The following is a 24,365-nucleotide window of genomic DNA, read 5'->3' on the forward strand; positions in this document are numbered from 1 at the left end:
ACTCCCTATTTATTTGAATGATAAACTAGTTTTTTATAGTTAAAGCCAATCCATAGTACAAATATTAACAATATTCCAAAAATTACAGTTCCACAAATGAAAGTAAATTCAGCACTGTTATTTTTAAATAGTGCCCCAAAGCCTTGGGCGGTATATGGAGCAACTAATGTACCAATATTAGCAATTGTCATGACCACTGATGTAGAAAATGGTACTTGAGCAGGTGAAGTAAAAGCACCTACGCTTGACATTGTCGAAACCATTGTCATCGAAACTGAAATCCCTACCAGTATGACACCTATACTACTAACCAATAAGGAATTAGAAACACTAAATATAAAAAATGCTAATAGACCGCATCCGATGGAGATAGACAAAGAAAAGTTTTTAATAGTTTGCGGTAAAGCCATGTAGATAAATCCACCTGCTGCCATTGCAAAAGACATTATTCCCAATAATGTACTTGCATCTTGAGCTGTGCCATATCCTTTTTCAATTACCAGAGTTGCAAACTTAATTGAAACAAAAGCAAAGATAGAATTAAATAAGAATATGAAGAGTGCTAAAAGCCAAATTTTCCCATTTATTTTTCGACTATTATTTTCAGGTTTTTCAGATTTATTGTTCTCTTGATCAATTCTTAAGTTCTTAGGTATATAAGCAAAAAACATGAGTAAGACTGGCAAAGCAACTGCATTAACCCAATAGGCCATGTGCCAACCATAATTTAGCAGCACCCCTGCCAAAAAAGTCATTAAAAACATCCCTAATCCTTGAACTACACTTGACCAACCAAGAAGTTGCTGTTGCTCTTTGCCGCTGAAAAGAGAAATGATTAAAGATTGAGAATACGATGCTAATAGTCCTGTTCCAATTCCGATTCCAATTCTTGACGTAAAAATTAACCCAAAATTATTACTAAGTGCAGGTACTATGCCACTAAGAAAAATTATAAATAAGCCTAAAATTATTGTGCTCTTAATTCCAATTTTGTCAGCTAAAATATTACTGATAGGTGTGAAAACAATTATTCCAAGTGATGAAACCGTCATGGTTAATTCAATAAGAGTTGGATTAACATTTGAGAAAGATTTAATCATTAAGGGTATAGTTGCAGCAGTTGCACCCGATGAAACAACAAAAATATTTAACAATAAGATTGCTAATTTTAAACCGAAATTCTTTTTATTCATTTTTGACTCCTAAGATCGCTGTCTGTTTAAATAAGTCATTGATTTTTTCAACTTCTTGTTCATTAAATGGTCTAAACCCAATACCCTTCATCTCTTTACTTAATTGATAAAGGGAATATTTCGCAAAGTTTTTCATATTTCCTGGTAATGTCAAGAAATCCCAAAATGGTACCAATTTACTTATTTTGCTAGTTAAGTTCTTATTTTCTAAAAATTCACCAATAGGGGTATGTATATCAAAAAACTCAACAATAGGTTCCTTAACAGTTAAATAGATATGATATTCTCCAGATGGCAAAGTATATTGAGCATGGTTGTCATTTACTATAAGCTCTCTAACATTTGAGAATTTCAGCATCATTTCACTGCCGTAGGGAATATGAACGTTAAAAGCAACATGAAATGCATCTTTAATTTCCCAATTTACTTTTACTAATCCAGTTGGCAATTTTATCTGACCAGATACTGTATGGAATTTTGTTGATATTGCTGGATCAAACTCAACATTGTTTCCAGATTGTTTTAATCCAAGTAAGTATTCATATGCCCACGCCATTACTGAACCATTAGAATAGTGATTTAATGAATTCATACCATTTTCAGCTATTTTCCCTTGATCATCGAGAGAATTCCATCGTTCCCAAATTGTTGTAGCTCCATGATCAACTTCAAATAACCAACTTGGGTAATCTGTTTGCAAAAATATTCTTAAAGCCAGATTTTTCTGATTGTTTTCAGATAAGGCTGGCAATAAAATTGGTGTCCCCACAAATCCAGTATCTAAATGATTTTGCTTTTTTTCTATTTTCTCAACCAATAGATCAATGACCTTCTGTTTGGCATTTTTGGGATACAAATGAAATTTTAAGCAAAGAGCTAAACCCGTTTGTGTATCCGCAACTGTTAGTCCATCTGCTGTATAAAAATGTTTTATAAAGGCCGTCTTGATTGAATTTGCTAGTTGACTATATTTCTTTTCTTCTTTTTTAAAATTAAGCACTATAGCTGCATTTTTTACAATGAAAGAAGAATAGTAATAAAAAGCACAGGCAATCAAATCATCTGCAGTTTTACCCTTGAGTTTCAGAATATCTTCTGTGTCTAATGCTAGCCAATCGCCTAGTTGATCGTCGCCTAACCACAAGAACTCATTACCAGCTTTTTTGGCCCTCTTGTGAATCCAGTCTACCCAGGATTTCATTTGCGAAAAGTTTTGTTTTAAGATTGATTTGTCTTGACTTCGTTGATATGAAATCCAGGGGATGATAGTCGCTGCATCACTCCATACAGCTTTGCCGCCGTCATCTGTATCAACTCTTGGCACATAAAGTGGAACTTTTCCCTCCTGTTCATCTTGTTCAATCGCTATATCTTTAGCAAATTTTTTAAAAAATGCGTAAGTTTCCATATTATAACTAGCTGTTTCGGCAAAAATAGCAGCATCTCCTGTCCATCCCAAGCGCTCATCACGCTGAGGGCAATCAGTTGGTATATCTATAAAATTTGATTTTTGCCCCCATTTAATATTTTCAAAAAGTCTATTTACTTTTTTATTATCAGTTTTTATATTGCCTGTTTCCTCCATGTTAGAATACAAGGCAAAAGCTTTAAAATCGTCAGGATTAATTTCTTTAGCAAAATTATCCAATTTTACATATCTAAAACCAAAATAAGTAAAGTGTGGCCTGACCCACTTTGATTTACCATTACTTTTGTAGGTGAATTTTGCCCTAGCTGAGCGAAGATTATCTCTATAGAATTCTTCATCTTGCAAAATTTCACCATATTCTAACGTTACTTTTTGTCCTTGAGGTAAATTATTTTTAAATTCAACCCAACCAGCAATGTTTTGACCAAAATCTAAAACTGTAGAATTATTAGGTGTATGAATAATTTTTTTAACTTTGAATACTTCATGCTTTTTGACTGGTAAACTTAACCTGTCATTTAAGACGCCTTTAGTTTTTTGGCTTAAGTGCGCAGACTCTAAAATTTTTGGTGAAATAGTATCATCGTAATCTTCACCATAATATATTCCCGAATCAGTAACAGGTGATTTAATTACTTTCCAACTTTCATCTGTGGTAACTATTTGTTCACCATTTTTATTAGTAATTATCAAATCAGCAATAGCAAAAAGATCTCGACCATAATTGTTAGGTTGGCCTCCATGGTTTTTTAAGCCCAGTTTACCTTTATACCAACCGTCACCAACTAAAATTGAGATAACATGGTCGCCGTTACTTAAAAAATTAGTTACATCATACGTTTGAATTTGAATATTACGAAAATAATTTGTAAAACCGGGAGTTAAATATTCATCACCTACTTTTTTATTGTCTATATATACCTCGTATAGTCCCAAAGCAGAAATGTAAAGTCTAGCTTTATTTGCTTTCTCTACTGAAAACTTTTTGCTAAATATCACTGAATGAAATTTATGAAAGCTCGTCCCAATCCAGTTTCCTTTTAAATTTTCATTAATAAGAGCCGTTTCAAACCAAGTTACTTTATCTACTATTTCATTTTTATTTCTAACGGACATAATTACATAATATTTGGTCCTTGGCTTTAAACTCAACGAAATATCATATATTAAGTCGTTAGCCGCCTCCCAGTTGGTTTGATAAATCGTTTTACCATTATTTTTAATCACCAATTTCCTTTCTAATTTTTGGTCAGTACCTTGATCTAAAAAGCCAACTATATGCAAAGAGTTATTAAAATCAAAACCTAATGGTTTAATCATATGATTTACTTCTATAGTTGTAAGCTTCATAAATATCTCCCCTTTCTGATATCGCTTACAAACAAATTATGGTATAATTTTAATAACTTTTTTTATGTTTTCTGTTTATTTTTTATGTTTTCTGCTGCAAAAGGAAATATTTTATGATAGATAAATATCTTGAGGAAATTTTAAATAACTTTCATCGCGCTACAGACTTGAACTTATATGTTTTTAAAAATCAATATGATCAAATAAGAAAGTACACATCTCCTTTAGCTCCAAACTTTCCACTGAGTTTATTAAAAGAATCAGATAATACAAGCAATAAATTAAATTTAATATTGTTTAATAATCAATGCGCCATGGGCTTTTTTAACATAAAAGATTTAAAAATTATTGGCTTAAACTTAAATTTTACAATTGCTAATAACAAAAATTATGATCGCCTAGCTCCACTATTAGGGTGGAATAAATTTTCACAAACCATGAAATGTCTTTATTTCATGATCTTTAATAATTGGCCAATAATTACAAAATCCAGTGAGACTTTTCCCCTAGGAGAAAATATTTCACTGGATAATAAGAAAAAAGCTTCTTACAAAGGATATCTTATAGAAACTGAATTAATGAAATCAGTTAGTAAAGGTAACTTAGATGAATATAATGATAACTTCAAAAAATTCGTTAAGTATGGTAATTTAGGCACATTTGGAGACAACAAGCTCAGAAATTCCAAGGATATGGCAATTGCTGCAACTACCTTATGTACTAGAGCAGCAGTTAAAGGTGGGGTTCCCGTATCTGAAGCATTTGGGCTCAGCGACGAAATAATAAAACAAATTGAAAAAGATACCGTTATATCTAACTACTATGAATACTCAAGAGCAATTGGTGAAATCTTTGTAGCTCGAGTTAACAGAGTAAAGAGGAATAACATAACTTCCATAGTTTATCGTGCACAAGAATACATTTTTTCTAACTTAACTTCTATCAAAAATATCAGTGAAATTGCCGCAGAACTAAATGTCAGTACCTCATATTTACAACATCTTTTTAAAAAAGAAAAAAACTCTTCCTTAGTAACTTATATGAACCAAGAAAAGGTAAATTTGGCTGTTCACGAACTGATTTTTACTAATAAAAAAGTAGAAGAAATCGCGTATGATGCTGGGTTTAGCAGTACAAGCTTGTTTTCGACTACCTTTAAACGTTTTAAGGGTCTATCGCCTTTAAAATATCGCAAAAAGTTTAAATAGCCGAAGGATGAAAATTTTATTTTCGAAAATTGCAATTTTCGTTAATTTATCAGGTAATTTGCCATTATATTTTTGAACTTTATAATAAAAATTATTACAATCTCTATGATGATTTTAGCAATTTATCCTAAAAGAAAAGGAATTTTTAAATCAGAAAATGAAAACGCATTCATCAGAATCATGTAAATTAGCTGACATAGGTGATTACCTGAAGGTTTTTGCTTGCAGCGCCGTTATGTCTCAACCAATAATGTCCTTAATTATGGGAGTGGGACAACCATATAATACGCAAGATATTTTTGGCGTTATGTATAATTTGGTTAAGTACACTGCTCCAGCATTTATCTTTGGCATTTTGTATACAACTATTCGTACTAACGATATTGCAGGCAATTTTTCATATCAAAAACATTTACGAGCAAACTGGTCAAATTTGTTTGTTCCTACAATCTGGTGGACTTTGATCTACTTGTTGGGAATGCCCTGGCTTCAGCAAATAAGAAAGTTCAATAATTTTGGTACATTTTGCTGGCAATTTGTCAACGGTAACGCTGCTCCTCATCTATGGTATAACACCATGATGTTACAATTTATAATTTTGATGCCAATTTTCTGGGGAATCAGTCGTTATGTTGCTAACAACGTAAAACGGGGTTTATCAGTTGCCGGTATTACGTTTGTTTTGTATTTTTTCTGGCTGTGGTTTTATGACTTTTACGTTTTTCATGGGCCACACGAAAAAAGTTGGTATCTGCTAGATCGTATTTTCATTTCGTTTGTGATTTACGGTGTTTTTGGTGTATTGGCGTGGCAATTTAGGGATTACGTTAACACGTTTCTATATAAGTTTTGGTGGCTAATTTTAGTTGTTTTTGCTGCATGCTTTTTCTGGACTAATTTTGAATTGCATGGCTTTGGCCATCCGGTTCTTTTCACAAATGCGCCTTATTATAAACCGTCCATGACATTTTACTGCTTGGCTGTAATTGCTTTGATAGCTGCACTATGTCTATTTAATGTTAGGCATAAATCAGAGAAATGTTTAAAAGCTTTTCACTTTCTAGCAACCTATGCCTATAGAGCATATTTATCAAATGTATTCTGGGATCAACTGCTTTGGCGTGGACTGAATATGAGTTATCATGCCGTTTATCACCCATTTCTAACATTTTTTGGCATGTGGATACTGACTTGGACATTGTCCTTCACTTCAGCATATTTTATTCATATTTGGTGGTCAAAAACCAAAAGGTTCTTAAGCAGCCTTAGTTTAAAATAACAAAAAAACACTTTGACAATGATTAAAATCAAAGTGCTTTATTTTTTTACTTTTTTACTATAGAAGCAATACCTGCCATAATATTTAAGTATTGTTTTTCATTTTCCACAAAAGAGTCATTGTTAACAATAATATCTGCTATATCCTTTACTTTTAGCGCTCCATGCTTGATTTTGAACTGATCCTTCTTTTTGGTTCGTTCAACTATTTGAGCAAAGGTAAAATTTTTACCATTATCAATTGTTTGCTTTTTGTATTCTCTTTGTGCGCGAACCTCAAGAGGCGCTTCAATGTAAATGTTCATCATTTTAGGACCTAGTTTCTTTTTAAGGTAGACACCTAATTCTGAACGGTATAAGCTTTCTATTGATACATAATGAATATTTTCTTCTTGCATTTTACCTATTAAACGATATAAAAACTCTTTAAACACTTTTTCAGTGTCTTTGGCATAAAGATTGGTAAAATCTTGTTCTGATGGATGTCCAGTGAACTGATAATTACGTTCTATCATCATTTCTTTTTCTATTGCAATAATCTTCATTCGTTTGATACCAATGCTGTCAAAATAGATTCCAGCAGCTGATTTGCCACATTCACTTAATCCGCCCAAAGAAAACATACCTTTGACAAAATTTTTACGATTTTCAAAATCTTGCTCAGTAAATTCCATTTTCACGCCTCCATTAAAAACTAAAATACTGCGCTGTAAATTAACAGTGCAGTTTTAAAGTATACACGGAATGCTAATATTTTGCAAGCGATTTCATAATAAATCAGGTGATTTTCATTACTAATTCGGCTCCGTCTGGAGTAGACAAGAAAATAGCTCCAGCTATTAATAAGAAACCGACCAAAAAAGCAATATATTTTGTTGTTTTAGAAAACCGACCAGCAAAACCAAGATAAATTAATATTGCTCCAAAGGCAAGACCTAAAACCATAATCCAAAACTTCATAAATTTCCTCCTATGTTACTATTTTCACCACTTACTTTTTATTGGTATCCAGGCCTCATCATATCTGATATGCTTTTGCGAATTATCTAAGACTAAAAGTAAGGAAGTTATGATATCACCATTTAAAAGATAATTATTTTCTTTTAAATAAGATCTTATAGAATTTAACCACCCCTTATTATCAATATTTTGAGCATTACCCACTACAACTGTATGCAAGCAAGTTTTGGAAGGGATAGTATTAACACGATTACTATTTTTTAAACCAAAAGCTTTAAAATATTTTTCGCTGATAATCATTTCAATTTCTGGTTCAATTTTTGATGTTTTATTCAAAATATCCTTTTTTCTGTAACGGATTGAGCCATTGGTTATTGGCATTAACTCATTCCAAGTGCGATATTCATCTGTTTGTTCTTGATTACTTTTATGAGGGCCGTCCATCTCTCGTAAAAACAATGTTTTTAATGTTGGTGATTTTGTTATTTCAAAAAAACTGTGATAGTTCAAAACTTTTTGTAAAAGCTTTATGTTGTGAGTCATTACTTCTATAGAAGCGTTGATACGTTTAAATTCTTTTTCAGAATCATGCAAATTTTTTACTAAAAACTTTAAAGCAATTTGTTCATTTGAAGCGTTTAAGACATCCAGTGTGTCATTAAGAGTTAAACCCGACTGACTAAGATACCTAGCCATGAAAATTCGATATGTATCATTTAGATTAAATTGTCTCTGATTATTATTGCCAACTCTTTTAGGGTTGATTAATTTTTTTCTTTCATAATATTCTATACCCTTAATGGAAATCCCAAAATACTTACCCAGCTGTGAAGAAGTATAGACATATGGATACGCTTTATGATCTATCATTTTTCTACTTCCTTTGTATGCTTATAGCTATATTAAAGCAGAAAAAAAGACTTTAACATATTTTGTCAAAATCTTTTTAAATTTTTTTAACTAGTTTTCATTCAATTTAGAAACGGCATCTTTAGCTGCAGCGCGTCCAAATACTCCACAATTTAGTAATGACATACCATCTCCAAAGTAATCGATTCCCATTACTCCACTGTCAGCACATGAACCGGCTGCGTATAATCCTGGAACGGGCTTTTCAGTAATGTCAAGAACCTGCCCGTTTTCATTAATTTTTGCTCCAGTATAACCATCAGTACAAATTTGTGGCATTCTTAAAATGTAAAATGGCGCAGTTATTTTGATCATATTTTTACTGCTTTTGTGGAAGTCCTCATCTTCTCCCTCTTCACAGAGTATATTGTACCGCGAAACTGTTTCTTTGAGGTTATCAGGATTAATTCCAACATCCTTTGCCAATTTTTCAAGACTATCTTCTTTATAACCAAAGTTTTTACCATGAATTGTCTTTTTGGTTAGGCCCAATTCCGTCATAACTGGATACTTTTCTGCCGTCTTCTGCCCATAAACGGCATAGCCTTCATCATAACCATTACGCCAGCATCTTTTAGTAAACTCAAATGTGAAATCATCTTCAGAAACCAGTCTGTGACCGCCACCATCAACACATAAGACATCATAGTTTGGTAAAGTAGGAGATTCAGGAATTGCCTCTGGGAATTTATCGCCAAAAGAGACACCGTAAAAGTAATACATAAATTGCAAATAAGGAACATTTATTATTTTGGCATTAACCTGCTTGAAAAAGTTCAAAGCTGATCCATCGCCATTGCCAACTATTACCTCTATATTGGTCATTTTAGGATTAAGTTCCTTAATTTTTGCCATATTTGCGGTATAAGAACCTGTTCCAACTATTACCGCTGACGCATAGATCGACAGTTTATCACCATCTACAGTAGTTGCTTTAACACCTTTAACTTTTCCATCTTCCACGATTAGCTCATCTACTTTTATTCCCAATCGCAGATCTACACCTTTTGCTTTGGCTGAATCAACCAGAGCATGAATTAAAGTGGTTCCCATACCTTTAATAGTGTGAGCGCGTTTTGTTAATCTTGGCTTTTTAGGAGCTATATTAACCACTTTATCCCATTTTATTCCCTGATTTTCTAAAAATGAAATATAATCTGCAGACTCATTAGCTAGCTTGCGTAACAATTTTGGTTCTATATTTGGCTCATCACCATAGACAGTCATTAAATCATGATAAAAGTCATCTGCTGAGTCCTTAATTCCCCTTCTCTTTTGTTCATCCGTCTCAGCACCCATGACAAATCCTTGAGCACGGGTAGTAGAGCTGCTATAAGTTTGTCCCGCTTCAAGAAGGACTACTCTAGCACCTTCATCTGCTGCTTCAATTGCAGCACTAAATCCAGTTAAACCTGCTCCAATAGCTATAACATCAGTATGTATTTCTCCATGTTTAGCAACAGGTTTGTGAATTTTGCGATTTGCAAAAGACTCAGGGTTACCACCCGCTTTTGAAATTGCTTTTGCAACACCAGAAAGGTATGCATTTGAAGAAACTGTTGCACTAGTAATCACATCAACAGCAGTAGACTGATTCTTTATTATTTTATTCTTTAATAGATCAAATGCCATTCCGCCAATTACTGGTGTATCAGTATATTCTGGTACAACAATATTTGTAATTCTATTATCTTTAAATGTGACATTGATCGATGCCCTGCCAGTACCAGGCAGTCCCTGGTTTTCTTTAAAAGACTTTACTTCAACTGTATAATTACCATCTTTTACAGTAGTTTCTGTTCCGACTTCTACACCATTTAACCGATTCTCAATATCTTTTAGAGCTTCGTTAAAGCCCTTAGAAGTTCTTGATGCTCCAGAAATCACATCAACTTGAAATTTTTTACTTTTATTTGCAGCATCTACAAGTTTTGGTAGGGCTTTTTCACCGACTTCTTTGGTTTCATCACTTGAAACTAACTCTATTTCACTTAATTTATTGTCAGCAAATTCTCCTTTTAAAACTATTTGACTCTTAAAACCCTGACCTTTACCTACAAATGATTTCTTAGTCATTTTTATTTCTCCTTATCAAATATTTTTTACAAATTTATTTTAATTGATGAAGTAAGTTCATCGTCAAGATGATAAGTGATAAAAGTCACAATTTTTTATAAACAAAAATATCTTGCTGCCAGTGCAACAAGATACAGTGCAAATTTTTATAAAAGCTCTAGCACTTAAATACATTTCACTTTCCTATGTGATTTTCATTACAAATTCGGCTCCGTCTGGAGTAGACAAGAAAATAGCTCCAGCTATTAACAAGAAACCGACCAAAAAAGCAATATATTTTGTTGTTTTAGAAAACCGACCAGCAAAACCAAGATATACTAATATTGCTCCAAAAGCAAGACCTAAAACCATAACCCAAAAACCCATAAATATCTCCTCGTTTTAAGTAAATCTAGTAAAAAGTAAAATTTTATCTTTTATTAAATACTGCATTTTATTGTTTGAATTCTAACAGAAATTTAGCAATAAATGTATATCCTTCTTAAAAATAATACAAAATTTAAGTTTTTATGTTTAGATAACCGTTCCAATTGATACATTACATTATGTTTCTTATCATTTAGTCTTGACTGGTGTTTTTGTTACCTTAAAATGAGCGTTCAATTAGATACAAAAAGCTCTCATCCATATATATAAGAGCTTTCAATTGAATATATAAAAAATATGTATCTATTTCATTTGTTCTTTTACTTCAGCAGCAAAGTCTTCTTGCTTCTTCTCAATACCTTCGCCAACTTCGTAACGCTTGTAGCCAACAACTTCGCAGCCTTCTGATTTAGCATATTCTGCTACAGTCATGTCGCCATCTTTAACATAAGGTTGGTCTACTAAACAAATTTCACTAAGATACTTGTTTACTCTACCTTCAACAATCTTAGGAATAATCTTAGCAGGCTTGCCTTCATTTTCAGTTTCCTTAGTGAAAACTTCCTTTTGACGATCAAAGTCAGCTTTTGGTACAGAATCTTTATTCAAGTATTCTGGATTAATTGCAGCAACGTGCATGGCAATGTTCTTAGCTGCTTCTTCACTGTTTCCTTTTAAGGTAACAACAGCAACAATTGCACCACCATTATGCTTGTAGGCACCAAAGACTTCATCATCATTTTTAGTAATTAAATCAAATCTTCTTAAAGTGATTTTTTCACCAATAACTGCTGTTAGATTTGTGATTGCATCACCAATTGTTGAATCACCCAGCGGAGCTTTCAATGCTTCGTCAACATTTGCTGGTTTCGCTGCCAAAATAGCTTTGGTAACATCATCTACCAACTTAATGAATTTGTCATTAGATGAAACAAAGTCAGTTTCTGAGTTGACTTCAACCACAACTGCATCGTTGCCATCAAAAGCATATTCAGCCAGGCCTTCAGCTGCGATACGACCACTCTTCTTAGCAGCTTTAGCAACGCCATTTTCTCTTAAAATGTCAATTGCTTTTTCAATATCACCATTAGCTTTAACCAAAGCCTTCTTGGAATCCATCATGCCGGCACCGGTGCGGTCACGTAGTTCTTTTACTTGTTTAGCAGTAATATTTGCCATTATTTTTCCTTCCAAATAAAAACTTATTAATAATTAAAAACTAGTCTTCATCTGAGTCAGAAGTTTCTTCAGCTTCTACTGCTTTTTCTGCATCATTTTCAGTATCAGCATGCTTTTCTTCTGCACCCTTAGCCATTTCAGCCTCGGCATCATCGTCATCTTGACCTTGTTTACCTTCAATAACAGCGTCAGCCATGGCACCAGTAATTAAACGAATTGCACGGATAGCGTCATCATTTGCAGGAATGACTACGTCAACTGGATCTGGATCAGTGTTAGTGTCAACCATAGCAACAACAGGAATACCAAGAATGTTAGCTTCGTGAACAGCAATCTTTTCTTTCTTAGGATCAACTACGAATAAAACATCAGGAATTCTAGGCATATCTTCAATACCACCTAGGAATCTTTCCAATTTATCCTTTTCTTTAGTTAAAAGAGAAGCTTCCTTCTTAGGCAACACATCAAATGTGCCGTCTTCTGACATTTTCTTTAAATCTTTCAATCTTTGTACTCGGCTTTGGATAGTCTTCCAATTGGTCAAAGTACCACCTAACCAGCGTTGGTTAACGTAGTATTGGCCAGCACGAGTAGCTTCCTCAGCGATTGAATCTTGTGCTTGCTTCTTAGTACCAACAAAAAGAATAACGCCACCATTTTGAGCAACGGCTCTAACAAAGGCATAAGCATCATCCAACATTTTGATGGTTTTTTGCAAATCAATGATGTAAATACCATTTCTTTGGGTGAAGATATAAGGAGCCATCTTAGGATCCCATCTTCTGGTTTGGTGACCAAAGTGGACACCAGCTTCAAGCAATTGTTTCATTGAAACTACTGACATATTATATTCCTCCTACGGTTTTAATCCTCTCAAGCGGTCATTTCAGTATTTCACCATTGTGTGGCACCAAAATACTGATCGCTCTTGATGTTTTCTACATATATGCTAAAACGCATACGTTAAAATAATACTAGATTATTGCTGAAGATGCAAGACTAAAAGTCAACTTTATGCTCTTTTAAAAACTTTTCTTTCCATATTCTGTTATGATGCTTAAACCAATATTCTCTTTTAAGTGCCAAATTTTTATCTGGAAATTCTTCATGATAAATTAATTTTACTGGCCTGCGTGATTTAGTATATTTAGCACCCTTACCGTTGTTATGTGCCTCTAATCTTTTTTGTAAATCATCTGTAAAACCCCCATAAAAGCTGCCATCGCTACACAATAAAACATAAAAAAAGTATTTTTTTATGTTTTTTCTTTTGGCCTTATCTTGTTCAGTCTCACGAATGATACACTGAATAGCAGGAAGATAATTGCCTTGTTGATCGTGTACCTCAATTGCATCCCTTAACACTAAACCGGCGCTACCTGTATGCTTAACTGCTTCAATAATTATCAAATTGCAGTCTTCTCCGCGGTGAGAAACGTATGGTTGGATCACTTTAATACTCAAATCATGCTGAAGGCAAAAATAAGCAATTTCGTTTAACCGCTCAGGTCTATGAACCATAAACATTTTTCCCTTCATCTTAAGCAGACCGCTTGCTACGGTAATTATTTCTTCAAGATTAATTAATATTTCGTGCCTAGCAATGGCTTTTGCTGGATCAGGATTGACTTTATGGTTTGGTGCCACTTTAAAATATGGTGGATTTACGACAATAACATCATAAGAATCTTTTCTTAAAAATTTCGGAGCATCCTTAACATTTTCTTGAAAAACTTGAATCCTGTTTTCCATATTGTTTAATGCAATAGATCGTCTGGCCTGTGATGCCACTTCTTTTTGAATTTCAATTGCATCATATTTAGCACGATTAAAATAGGCCATGTACATTGTAGCTGCACAATTACCGGCACATAAATCAGCTACTTTAGAACTGTCTTTGATAGCATTTTTTGCGGTTGCCGCTAATAACAGCGTATCTAAAGAGAAACTAAAAGAGGTCTTATTTTGAATAATTCGTAAATCGTCACTATACATATAATCAATGCGTTCATTTTTCAATAATTTTGCCATAAAAATTTGTCCTCTTCCTCAGCTTTGTTATAATATTCTACATCAATTGGAGGAAATTATGTTTTATCATTTTATTCGTCCCGTAGCTCGCTTTATAGTTTGGCTATTAAACGGACATCTACACGTTAATCATAAAGAAAGAATACCAGAAGGCAATTATATTTTAGCAGCACCGCACAGAACATGGTGGGAGCCAATATTGTTTGCACTTGCCGCTAGCCCCAAAGAATTTATGTTTATGGCTAAGATAGAATTATTCAAAAATCCCATATTGCGCTTTATCTTAAAACACGCTCATGCCTTTCCCGTCGATCGGAAGCATCCTGGACCTTCAGCTTTAAAAACACCAATTAAGGGTTTGAAAAACGGCAACTTTTCTTTAATCATATTTCCATCTGGTACCAGACATTCAGCTGAAATGAAGGGTGGCACTATTGCCATTGCCAAGCTGTCAAATAAGCCTATAGTCCCCGTCGTTTATCAAGGGCCCCTCACATTTACCGGATTGTTAAAGCGGCAACCTTTGGAAGTTTGTTTTGGCGAACCATTCATGGTTGATCGTAAAACTAAGCTTACGCATGAAAATGAGGCACTCATAGATAACAAATTGAAAAAAGCCTGGGATATAATTGATTATGAGCAGAACCCAAGTTTTCATTACCATCCTCAATAAAAAGAGATAGTTTTACATAAAAATTATTTTATCCCAGTGTTAGAATATTAGTGTAAAAATGTCAGACGGAGGATTTTGAAAATTGTTAGAAAAAACTTTTTATAGAACAATGTTAAGTAAGTCTTTCCCGTTCCCGGTTAAAGTGACCTATTGGGACGGTAAAAGCGAAATATATGGAAACGGTACTCCGAGTATTGAGATTATTTTTAACGAGAAAATCCCAACCAGCGCTATTTCTAAAAATGCTTCTTTAGCTCTGGGAGAAGCATATATGGATAAAAAAATTGAAATTAAAGGTAGTTTGCAAAAATTAATTTGCGGAGCTTATGAAAGTGCTGGAAGCTTTTTGCGCTCCAGCAAATTCCGGAAATTTTTACCAAAAGAAAAGCATACGGAAGAACAAAGCGAAAAAGATGTTCAACGTCATTATGATATTGGTAATGATTTTTATCAATTATGGCTCGACCCTACTTTAACTTATTCCTGTGCTTATTTTGAAAATGAAAATGATGACCTTGAAACTGCACAGTTGGCAAAAATACATCATATTCTCAACAAATTAAATCCGGAAAAAGGGAAAACTCTGCTTGATATTGGTTGTGGTTGGGGAACACTCATGCTGTTAGCTGCAAAAGAATACGGCCTGAAAGTGACTGGTGTAACCCTGAGTGAAGAACAATATAAGTTAGTGCAAAAGAAAATTTATGACCAAAACTTACAAGATGTTGCTGAAGTTAGGTTAGAGGACTATCGCGAATTAGGCAATCAGCAGTGGGACTATGTAACTTCTGTCGGCATGTTTGAACATGTTGGTAAAGAAAACTTAGGCCAATATTTCGGAGATGTTGCGAAATACTTAAAAAAAGACGGAGTCGCTTTAATTCACGGCATTACTCGCCAGCAAGGTGGTGCTAAAAATGCTTGGCTTAATAAGTACATTTTCCCGGGTGGTTATATTCCTGGCTTAGCAGAAAATATTGACCATATTATTGCAAATAATATGCAAATTGCAGACATCGAAATGCTAAGAAGGCATTATCAAAAAACTTTGGAAATTTGGGATCATAATTTCAACAGCAAACGAGATCAAATTCAAAAGAATATGGGCGAACGTTTTACCCGAATGTGGGATCTATACCTACAGGCTTGTGCTGCTTCCTTTGAATCGGGAAATATTGATGTTGTGCAATATCTCATCACCAAAGGACCATCTGGTAAAAATTTACCTATGACGAGGAAATATATGTTAAACAAGTAAAAAATTATCATATACAAAAAAGCTGATAAAACGAAATTTATCAGCTTTTTTATTTGTAAAAAACAGAAAAAATTTTTAAGGCTCAAAAATTTTTCCTGGGTTGATGACATAGTTAGGGTCAAATAGCTTTTTAACTTTACGTAACAAATCAGTATATTCTTTGCCGTAAAAGTCTTCAAAGTAATTTGCTCTGGCATAACCAATTCCGTGTTCACCTGACATATTACCATCAAGAGATTTAGCAGTCTTATATAGCTCAGAAATAACCTTATTGCTAGTCTTGACATATTCTTCATCTGTCATATTGTCAGAGCAAAGATAGATATGCAGGTTACCATCACCAGCATGGCCAAAGTTTGGAATACGAATATTTAGTTCCTGTTCAAGTTCTTCAATACGATCCAAAACTACAGGAATGTGATTTATTGGTACACAAACATCAATTTCGTCCATTTTTGGAGTGGACTTTTGAATAGCTAAAAGCAATTCTTCACGACATTGCCATATTTTCTTGGCTTCTTCAGAATCAGCACCCAGGACGACAGCTTTTTCAGCTTTAAACGGCTTTACTACTTCCAAAGTTTCCTTCAGTTCCGCTTTCCACTCATCTTCAGTAAAGGCATCGATACCAATCATGATGAAGCCATCACCTTGTTTAAGTGGAAATTCATCTTTAGCATATGATTCCCACAATTTAATTACTTTGCGTCCCATAAATTCAACAGTTGTTGGCACAACACCTGATCTTAAAATAGCCGGAACGGATTTAATTGCATCATTCAAAGTTGGAAATGGAATAATAGCATTTATTGACTTGTGAGGTTTTGGATATAACCGGATTGTAACTTCCGTTATAACCCCAAGAGTACCTTCAGCACCAATAAATAAATCTTTCAGCGAATAACCTGACGATGATTTAACTGCTTTTGAGCCAAATTTATATAATTTGCCATTTGTCAAAACAGCTTTGATTTCACGAATATGCTCTCTAGTTACACCGTACTTAATAGCCTTAAGACCACCGGCGTTTGTTGAAACATTGCCTCCTATTGTTGCCCAATGCATAGCTGGTGCTGGCATATATACAAATGGCTTATCAGCACAAAACTCATCCAAATCTTTCAACCTGATCCCAGCTTGAACTGTCATTGTTAAGTTTTCAGGATCGTATTCTAAGATCTTATTCATCTTGATCATATCAAGTGAAATTCCGCCATCAACTGTTAAGTTAGCTCCCATCAAACCGGTTGAATTACCCCTTGGAACAATAGGTATTGAGTTGTCACTTGCATATTTAACAACATTCATAACTTCTTCATTAGTTGTTGGTTGAATTACCAAATCCGGCATTGCTTTTACAGTCCGAAATTGGTCATGATCCCAGTGCTTTGTGGGTTTAGTAATAAATCTTTCTGGATCTGAGATAAATTTTCTTAAATTTTCCAAATCAGTTTCATTGATTTTATGATATTCCATTATAATTCCCTTCTTACTAAAAAGCATAGTATCCTATGCTTATAAATTAATTTACTCTATACTGCAAACGCTGTCAATAGTGTATATATTTATAACGTATATAAATATTTTCCAAGTTAAAAGTCCATTAAAAGTTTCAATTAGACTTCTTTAATCCTAGAAAATAAAAGCTTTTAATTTGGTTTCTTTTATTAAAAATAGACACAATAAAACCTCCAAATTGAGATAATTTGGAGGTTTTATCAAAGCTTTTAATCGAGTACCGTTTTTACTTTTGACTGTTCTGTAAAGTATACAAGTTATAATAATAACCTTTTTGTGAAAGAAGCTCTTCGTGATTGCCCCTTTCAACGATTTTACCATCATTTAATACAATAATTTGATCTGCATCCACAATAGTTGAAAGTCTGTGAGCAATAGCAAGAGTAGTACGACCCTTACGAAGCCGTTTCAACCCCTGTTGAATAAGCGTTTCAGTTTCAGTATCAACGTTTGCCGTAGCTTCATCTAAAACTAAAATTTTGGGGTCAGTAACTAATGTACGAGCAAATGAAATAAGTTGTCTTTGTCCTTGGCTAAATTCACTTCCTCCTTCACCCACTTCTGCATGGTATTTACCAGGAAGATTTTCAATAAAACCATCCGCCTGAACAGTTTCAGCAGCCTTTTTTATTTGTTCATCCGTAATATCTTTATTATAAAGACGGATATTTGAGTTTATATCCCCATAAAACATGAACGGTTCTTGCAGGACCAGGCCTAGTTTTTTACGTAACTCAGCTTTTGGATACTTTTTGATATCAACTCCGTCAATTAAGACTTCACCCTGATAGAATTCATAAAAACGCATCATCACGTTTATAATAGAACTTTTACCTGAGCCAGTATGACCTACAATACCGAGAGTCTCACCGGGATTAACCGTAAAAGAAATATCATGTAAAATTTCGTTTTTACCATCGTAAGAAAAACTGACATGCTTAAATTCAATTTTTCCTCGATTTATTGTCAGGGCTGCTTCAGCATTTTGTTTAGGTTCATAGTCAGTATTATCTAAAATCCGGAAAATTCTCTTACCCGCAACAATACCGTCCTGAAAGAAAGTCATTTGATCCATCATATTAGCGATTGGATTGAAAAACTGTGAGATGTACTGTGAAAATGCATAAACAACACCAGCTGGCACAAAAGTTTCCCTTAATGGAAAACCAAAGTACATTAAAGTTAAAGCGAGGGCGAGCGAATACAGTAGACTAGTCAAAGGGGAAAGTAAAAGTGAATTAAGATTAATCATATTGAATCTTGTTTTCATTAAGGCTGTATTTTCATCCTCAAAATGATTAGTCATACGCTTTTCCTGCTTAAATTGCTGAATTAATGAAACCCCTTCGATTGATTCATTCAGGTTGGTATTAATGCGACTTAATCTTTCACGATAACTGCGGTAAAGTTTGGAACTTCTTTTAGAATATTGCCATATTATTACCAAGAGTAAGGGCAGAAAAGCCAACACAATCAATCCAGCCATCACATTTGTAGAAAACATTGCCACCATGGCTGAAATAATTGAGAAAAACGACATTACAACACTGGATAAAACGGTAAGAAAGTTACTCAATGTCATAGTATCATTAGTTACTCTTGAAACTATCGATCCAGCCGGAGTTTGATCAAAGTAGCGCATACCCAGAGTATGTAATTTTTGATATAATTCCGCACGCAAGCCTTCAAGCGATTTTTCAGAACCTAAAGCAAAGAAGTACTCATAAGTGAATTGCAAAATTCCTTTGACAACTGAACCAAAAGCATAGAGAAAACCAGCAAATAATATTATTTGAGTGGTTACATCTGCTTTTACCAAAAAGTTATCTAAAAAATACTGTAAACCATAAGGCAGCAGAACATTAATAATACTTACTAAAAGTGCTCCAACTCCAGCAATAATCATTTCGTTCTTAAAATGCATTACGAAACGCAAAAGGCGTTTAAAAATACTGAGCTGTTCTTTTACCGGTATTTCTTGAGACCAAACTGATTGAAATGAGTTTTCATTATCCATCTTATTCACCCACCTTATCTTCTAATTCCTGTCTTTGCCACATATCGGCATACCAGCCATTTAGTTCGAGTAACTGATCGTGAGTACCTCTTTCAACAATACGACCGTCTTTTAATACTAGAATTAAATCGGCGTTCATGACAGAAGTAAGTCTGTGTGTAGCAATTAAAGTTGTCTTGCCTTTTCTTTCTTTCTTTAAAGAATGCAAAATGGCCATTTCTGTTCTGGCATCAACAGCAGAGAGAGCATCATCTAAAACTAATATTTGACTGTGCTTAAGTAAAGCTCTCGCAATCGACATCCTTTGCTTTTGCCCACCAGAAAGTGAAACACCATTTTCACCAACCAGGGTGTTGTAGCCACCCGGCATTTCTAAAATGTCATTGTGTAAATCACTCTTTTTTGCGGCAGTGATAATTGCATCCTTATCACTGTCTGCATTTGAAAATGCAATGTTCTTTTGAATACTAGTAGAAAATAAATAATTATCCTGAGGTACATAAGAAATTTGCCGCAATAAAACATTAAGTGGAATTTCTCTAATATCATACCCATTTAGAGTTATCTGGCCATCATACTTGTCAAATTCTCTCAGCAAAAGCTGAATTATAGTTGTTTTACCGGCTCCAACTTTACCAACAAGTCCCAAAGTTTGTCCCGTTTTTAGAGTAAAATTAATATTATTCAGCACTTGAACATTTGGTTCATCCGGATATGCGAAAAATTTAACGTGATAATCAAGATCCCCTGCTATGTCCTTAGCCGAAATCTTTTGATCTGCAAATTTATCAGTAATTTCTGATTTTTCTTCCAGCAACTTTTCTATACGGTCGTAACTGGCACTACCACGCTCTAAGATGTTAAAAAGATAACCAATCGCAAACATTGGCCAAACCATATTGCCAATATATGCAATAAAAGAAACCAGTTGACCAATGGTAAGAGCTTTATTGAAAACCAAAAGACCACCATAAATAATGGTAATAGTATAGGTTAAACCAATAAGCAATGTTCCTAAAGGATCAAACAGTGAATCCCATTTAAAAACTTGTTTATTAATTTTAATGGTGTCTTCAACCATCTGATCAAAAGCGGCAGTATCTTCTTGACCCTGACCAAATGTTTTTAAAACTTTAATACCTGAAACTGATTCCTGCGTTTTATTATTCAGCCTTGAAAAAGCCGCTTGGGATTTGTCAAATGCATCGTGAAGCCTGTCACCTAATTTCCAAGCTCCCCAAGCTAGAAATGGTAATGGCAAAAGAGCAACAATCGTCAGGCGCCAATCAACAAATGCAATCATTGCAACCATAGTCGATACACTCATGATAAGAGAATCCACCAAAGTTAAAACGCCTTCACCCGCAACTTCCTGGACAGCTGAAACATCATTTGTGGCATGAGCCATTAAGTCCCCGGTTCTGTGACGTTGATAAAAAGTACGATCCATCGCCATAAAGTGATCAAATAATTTCGATCTCAATTGCAATTCAAGTTCAGCAGCTCCACCCCATATTTGTCTACGCCAAAAATAGCGAAAGCCATAAAGCAAAAGGGCGGAGAAAATAATAGCTAAAATTAACAGACTATATTCTTGCCAGCTAATGTGACCTTTATCCAATTGATCTGCCATTAAGCCTAAAATTCTCGGTGGTACTAAGTTAACAACAGATGTAAGTGCTAAAAATGTAATACCGATGAGGTAACGCTTTTTTTCTTTTTTAAAGAACCATCCTAATTTAAAAAATATTCCCATTATTCACCTTAAAATTCAGTAAAAAAGCGGAGAAATTATTCTCCGCCGCACTAATTCAATCTAGTAAAATTGTTATTTTTGGTGCTTCATCATGTTCATCACTTGGTTGACCTTCTTAGCCGAAGGCTTTTGGCCCATTTGAGACATCATAGCAACAATCATATCTTCACTGATTGGCGGATTATCTTTAAAATATTTTTTCATATATGATCTAGCACCATAGAAGCCCCCTACAAGGCCCAATAATAGTGCAATCACAATCAGAAAAATCGCTAATCCTAAATTCATAAAAAAATCACCTCAATTTGTCCAATAGTTATATCTTACCTAAAAAATAAGGAAAATTAAAGATCAAAGTTAATCTTTTCTTAAACCTTTTTTTCTTTGAGCTCGCTTTGCTTTCTCAGACGTAATTTCCTTACCATTCTTGTCAATTATGACTAAATTTTCAACATCTTGCTTGAAGCCAGCTCTAAAATTTTTGATAAATTCCTGGTGTAATTCCTTACGTTCTTTCTCTTCAGCTTCAGTTAAGCCTACGGATTTCTTTTTGTGATAAAGCTCATTAATACGATTGATTAATTTTTTTTCGGGATCTTCACTCATCTTTGCACCTCTCAATTAAAAAATTCTACCTTATTTTGGCAACGAAAAAAAGTATAAATTTTTTAGAACGTTTGTTTGCATTATACGAAATATTTTGCTAAAATTAAATATATAAGAAAACGTTTATAATACTGGAGATAATTATGACAACTAAACAAAATACTAAGCAGTTGCAAATTCTACGCTATATATATGAAACAGTTGAGGACAGGGGATTCCCTCCAACTGTACGCGAAATTTGTCATGCTGTAGATTTATCTTCAACTTCAACTGTACACGGCCATTTATCTAGGCTAGAAAATAAAGGTCTACTGATCAAGGATGCCACCAAACCAAGAGCTCTGGAAATAACCGATGCAGGTAAAAAAGCAATTGGCGTCCAGCCGAAAGAAATTCCCGTAGTTGGTGATGTCACAGCTGGTCAACCGATTTTGGCTGTTGAAGATATAGAAGATTACTTTCCCTTACCTCCAGATCTGGCAAACGATGCCGGAGATCTTTTCATGTTGAGAGTTCATGGTGAAAGTATGATCAACGCTGGTATCTTAAACGGAGACAATGTCATTGTCCGTAAGCAGTCTTCAGCAATCAACGGAGAAATTGTAGTTGCTATGACCGATGAAAATGAAGCTACAGTCAAGCGATTTTACAAGGAAAAAGGTCATTATCGCCTGCAACCGGAAAATGATACTATGGCACCGATTATTTTGTCAAGCGTCCACATTTTAGGTAAGGTAGTTGGTCTATACCGTAATACTATTATTTAACAAAGGAACTTTATAGCATTATTGGGATAAATAAAAATTATTTTTTACGAGTTTCAATAATGCTTTTTTTTTGCAAAATTTCTCCTACTTTTTCTAGCACTTTTTTCTGCATCTTTAATTTGTTTATTTTTGCATTTATAACAGCGATTTTATCCTTAATTAACTTTAAGTTTTGTTTACGCTGCTTTTCAGTACTACACGACTCATCGTGTAGTTTTTTTATGTCCTTTATTTCTTGAAGTGAAAAGCCTAAGCCTTGGAACTCTTTAATTGCTTCAAAAGTATCAGTTTCGTTTTCAGTAAACCAATAGTTTTTCCCCTTACGACCAGGATTTAATAATTTTAAATAGATATAATGTCTAACGGTATCAGGTGTAGTATTTTCCTTTTGAACAAATTCTTTTAAATACATAATTATTTCCTTGACGTTGGGTCGACCCCAGATGGTTAAATTTTGGTGGAGGTATTAAAATGTCATATCTTACAATCTTATTTAATATTATATATGGTGTTATCATGATTAGCGCCAGCTTTTTATCTTTTACTAGTTTGCCAATTTGGCTAATCATGATCAACATTTTGTCCGCATTAGGCATTATTGCCGGAAGTTTTCTAAAAAAACCACTTTTAACTACTATATTTCTAGTAGCAGTTTTACTTACCGCTCTAGCAAATGGAATTTTTCTTTACGGACAAATCACTTGGTCTCACTGGTTTATCAGACTTATTTTGACTATTCTTTTGATTTGCTTGAACTTTAAGTATTTTTAGATATTTATCTAGCAAAATTCCTGTTAATAGTCAAGCGTAACTTCTCAAAATACTGTCATGATGGCAAGAAATTGACTTTCCACAACTAATGCTTTAAATCTATTCACAAACTTTATATTGAAAATATACTTCAAAATGTTGTTTCTAAAGCTTTTATGTTATTTGCTTGTGAATTTTGCGGCTGTTTCACTTTGGTTCCACAGCAGTATTTTTTCACAAAGTTGGTTAAATTTCCTTAATAATATTTGCTGCCAAATTAATGGCTGTCTCATGAGCATCCCTGCCCCAGCCTCTGTCATCATGCTTTTCTATGTCTTTAAGAGAATCTGCCGTAAATAATATTTGTGCAAAATCTGCCTCTCTAAATTGTGCACAAGCAGCCATTGCTGCACATTCCATCTCTACACAAGAGGCTCCCAACTCTTTGGCCTGCTTTACTTTCTTGACAGTTTCCCTAAAGAAGCCATCAGTTGTCCAGGTAGTTACTTCTTCAACCTTAAGACCTTCTTCTTTCAGCAATTTTTTGGTCTTAGTTAAAAACTCTGACTTTAAGTCAATATACGTTCCTGGTTTCATATAATGAAAGGATGTGCCCTCGTCTCTAATAGCTTTTGTAGGCACTAGAAAATAGTTCTCTGGTAAATCAACTAAGCAGCCTGCTGATCCGATTGCTAAAATTTGTTTAACACCATAGCTTATTAACCAATCTAATAGCTCTACAGCAGCTGGAGCACCTATCTTTGCCTGACAAAAAGTAATTTTTTGTCCGTCTAAATCAACCTCATAAATTGGAGTTTCTCCTTCGAAGCAGTCAAAGAATCCAAGCTTTTTATGAGGATAACGAGCCAAAAAATCACTGATTACAGCAGGAGTTAAGAATGCAAACAGCAGCTTGGGCTGAAAATGAAAGTTATTAATTTCTTGTTCGTGATCTGGTTCTAGAACAGCCTGCTTTTCAGGATCAAAATTTAATAAAAATGGTTCTTTCATAATTCTCCTCCACAATAAAAATATATTGTT

23 protein-coding genes are annotated in these 24,365 nt (G+C 34.1%); 6 read left to right on the plus strand and 17 right to left on the minus strand.

Annotated elements, in window-relative coordinates; all coding sequences use genetic code 11:
- Nucleotides 1-5 precede the first annotated feature (5 nt).
- On the minus strand, nt 6-1,193 hold the full coding sequence (locus tag F5ESL0260_RS05390) for an MFS transporter (protein ID WP_110446189.1): 1,188 nt from the start codon (nt 1,191-1,193) through the stop codon (nt 6-8).
- A complete protein-coding gene (locus tag F5ESL0260_RS05395; protein WP_122026160.1) occupies nt 1,186-3,972 on the minus strand; it encodes a family 78 glycoside hydrolase catalytic domain in 2,787 nt (928 codons plus the stop codon). The genes F5ESL0260_RS05390 and F5ESL0260_RS05395 overlap by 8 nt, the downstream gene beginning before the upstream one ends.
- 113 nt (nt 3,973-4,085) lie before the next feature.
- Between F5ESL0260_RS05395 and F5ESL0260_RS05400 the strand changes: the two genes are divergently transcribed.
- Together F5ESL0260_RS05400 and F5ESL0260_RS05405 are read left to right on the plus strand one after the other, a co-directional pair.
- The gene (locus F5ESL0260_RS05400) at nt 4,086-5,180 is read left to right on the plus strand and encodes an AraC family transcriptional regulator (RefSeq protein ID WP_122026161.1); all 1,095 of its coding nucleotides are present in this window, start codon (nt 4,086-4,088) and stop codon (nt 5,178-5,180) included.
- Nucleotides 5,181-5,337: 157 nt separating this feature from the next.
- Nucleotides 5,338-6,459 carry an acyltransferase family protein gene (locus F5ESL0260_RS05405; RefSeq protein ID WP_122026162.1) on the plus strand — a complete coding sequence of 374 codons (1,122 nt, stop codon included), beginning with the start codon at nt 5,338-5,340 and terminating at the stop codon, nt 6,457-6,459.
- Between the two features lie 46 nt (nt 6,460-6,505).
- Here the strand turns inward: F5ESL0260_RS05405 and F5ESL0260_RS05410 are convergent, their stop codons facing one another.
- The 8 genes from F5ESL0260_RS05410 to F5ESL0260_RS05445 form a co-directional block, all read right to left on the minus strand.
- Nucleotides 6,506-7,132, minus strand: a complete 627-nt coding sequence (locus F5ESL0260_RS05410) for a hypothetical protein (RefSeq protein ID WP_122026163.1) — start codon at nt 7,130-7,132, stop codon at nt 6,506-6,508.
- Nucleotides 7,133-7,235: 103 nt separating this feature from the next.
- On the minus strand, nt 7,236-7,418 hold the full coding sequence (locus F5ESL0260_RS05415; protein ID WP_122026164.1) for a hypothetical protein: 183 nt from the start codon (nt 7,416-7,418) through the stop codon (nt 7,236-7,238).
- Nucleotides 7,419-7,442: 24 nt separating this feature from the next.
- The gene (locus F5ESL0260_RS05420) at nt 7,443-8,288 is read right to left on the minus strand and encodes a MerR family transcriptional regulator (RefSeq protein WP_122026165.1); all 846 of its coding nucleotides are present in this window, start codon (nt 8,286-8,288) and stop codon (nt 7,443-7,445) included.
- Nucleotides 8,289-8,378: 90 nt separating this feature from the next.
- Nucleotides 8,379-10,403 carry an FAD-dependent oxidoreductase gene (locus tag F5ESL0260_RS05425; protein ID WP_122026166.1) on the minus strand — a complete coding sequence of 675 codons (2,025 nt, stop codon included), beginning with the start codon at nt 10,401-10,403 and terminating at the stop codon, nt 8,379-8,381.
- 183 nt (nt 10,404-10,586) lie between these two features.
- A complete protein-coding gene (locus F5ESL0260_RS05430; RefSeq protein ID WP_122026167.1) occupies nt 10,587-10,769 on the minus strand; it encodes a hypothetical protein in 183 nt (60 codons plus the stop codon).
- 303 nt (nt 10,770-11,072) lie between these two features.
- Complete coding sequence (tsf, locus tag F5ESL0260_RS05435; protein ID WP_122026168.1) at nt 11,073-11,948, minus strand: translation elongation factor Ts; 876 nt, start codon at nt 11,946-11,948, stop codon at nt 11,073-11,075.
- A gap of 40 nt (nt 11,949-11,988) precedes the next feature.
- Nucleotides 11,989-12,792: a 30S ribosomal protein S2 gene (gene rpsB / locus F5ESL0260_RS05440; RefSeq protein WP_122026169.1), complete on the minus strand. Its 804-nt coding sequence runs from the start codon at nt 12,790-12,792 to the stop codon at nt 11,989-11,991.
- Nucleotides 12,793-12,947: 155 nt separating this feature from the next.
- Nucleotides 12,948-13,979 carry a GIY-YIG nuclease family protein gene (locus F5ESL0260_RS05445; RefSeq protein WP_122026170.1) on the minus strand — a complete coding sequence of 344 codons (1,032 nt, stop codon included), beginning with the start codon at nt 13,977-13,979 and terminating at the stop codon, nt 12,948-12,950.
- A 58-nt stretch (nt 13,980-14,037) separates the two neighbouring features.
- On the opposite strand from F5ESL0260_RS05445, the gene F5ESL0260_RS05450 reads away from it, so the two are divergent.
- Both F5ESL0260_RS05450 and F5ESL0260_RS05455 read left to right on the plus strand, forming a co-directional pair.
- A complete protein-coding gene (locus F5ESL0260_RS05450) occupies nt 14,038-14,652 on the plus strand; it encodes a 1-acyl-sn-glycerol-3-phosphate acyltransferase (RefSeq protein WP_122026171.1) in 615 nt (204 codons plus the stop codon).
- Between the two features lie 82 nt (nt 14,653-14,734).
- On the plus strand, nt 14,735-15,910 hold the full coding sequence (locus tag F5ESL0260_RS05455; protein ID WP_122026172.1) for a cyclopropane-fatty-acyl-phospholipid synthase family protein: 1,176 nt from the start codon (nt 14,735-14,737) through the stop codon (nt 15,908-15,910).
- A 75-nt stretch (nt 15,911-15,985) separates the two neighbouring features.
- Here F5ESL0260_RS05455 and F5ESL0260_RS05460 read toward each other — a convergent pair whose 3' ends face one another.
- The 5 genes from F5ESL0260_RS05460 to F5ESL0260_RS05480 form a co-directional block, all read right to left on the minus strand.
- Nucleotides 15,986-17,386 (minus strand): FAD-binding oxidoreductase, encoded by a 1,401-nt coding sequence (locus F5ESL0260_RS05460; RefSeq protein WP_122026173.1) that lies wholly within the window; start codon nt 17,384-17,386, stop codon nt 15,986-15,988.
- Nucleotides 17,387-17,654: 268 nt separating this feature from the next.
- Entirely contained in the window at nt 17,655-19,445 is a 1,791-nt protein-coding gene (locus tag F5ESL0260_RS05465; protein WP_122026174.1) for an ABC transporter ATP-binding protein, read from the minus strand.
- A 1-nt stretch (nt 19,446) separates the two neighbouring features.
- A complete protein-coding gene (locus F5ESL0260_RS05470; RefSeq protein WP_122026175.1) occupies nt 19,447-21,201 on the minus strand; it encodes an ABC transporter ATP-binding protein in 1,755 nt (584 codons plus the stop codon).
- A gap of 72 nt (nt 21,202-21,273) precedes the next feature.
- The gene (locus tag F5ESL0260_RS05475; protein ID WP_046325029.1) at nt 21,274-21,489 is read right to left on the minus strand and encodes a YneF family protein; all 216 of its coding nucleotides are present in this window, start codon (nt 21,487-21,489) and stop codon (nt 21,274-21,276) included.
- A 69-nt stretch (nt 21,490-21,558) separates the two neighbouring features.
- Nucleotides 21,559-21,807, minus strand: a complete 249-nt coding sequence (locus F5ESL0260_RS05480) for a DUF896 domain-containing protein (RefSeq protein WP_046325031.1) — start codon at nt 21,805-21,807, stop codon at nt 21,559-21,561.
- Between the two features lie 143 nt (nt 21,808-21,950).
- Between F5ESL0260_RS05480 and lexA the strand changes: the two genes are divergently transcribed.
- A complete protein-coding gene (gene lexA, locus F5ESL0260_RS05485; RefSeq protein WP_110446206.1) occupies nt 21,951-22,574 on the plus strand; it encodes a transcriptional repressor LexA in 624 nt (207 codons plus the stop codon).
- Between the two features lie 37 nt (nt 22,575-22,611).
- Here the strand turns inward: lexA and F5ESL0260_RS05490 are convergent, their stop codons facing one another.
- The gene (locus F5ESL0260_RS05490) at nt 22,612-22,986 is read right to left on the minus strand and encodes a MerR family transcriptional regulator (RefSeq protein WP_110446207.1); all 375 of its coding nucleotides are present in this window, start codon (nt 22,984-22,986) and stop codon (nt 22,612-22,614) included.
- A 59-nt stretch (nt 22,987-23,045) separates the two neighbouring features.
- On the opposite strand from F5ESL0260_RS05490, the gene F5ESL0260_RS05495 reads away from it, so the two are divergent.
- The gene (locus F5ESL0260_RS05495) at nt 23,046-23,345 is read left to right on the plus strand and encodes a hypothetical protein (protein ID WP_122026176.1); all 300 of its coding nucleotides are present in this window, start codon (nt 23,046-23,048) and stop codon (nt 23,343-23,345) included.
- A 225-nt stretch (nt 23,346-23,570) separates the two neighbouring features.
- On the opposite strand, the gene F5ESL0260_RS05500 is transcribed toward F5ESL0260_RS05495, so the two are convergent.
- The gene (locus F5ESL0260_RS05500) at nt 23,571-24,338 is read right to left on the minus strand and encodes a nucleoside phosphorylase (protein ID WP_122026195.1); all 768 of its coding nucleotides are present in this window, start codon (nt 24,336-24,338) and stop codon (nt 23,571-23,573) included.
- Nucleotides 24,339-24,365 lie beyond the last annotated feature (27 nt).

The sequence above is a fragment of the Lactobacillus sp. ESL0260 genome (genome assembly GCF_003692935.1).
Taxonomy (GTDB): Bacteria; Bacillota; Bacilli; order Lactobacillales; family Lactobacillaceae; genus Lactobacillus; species Lactobacillus melliventris.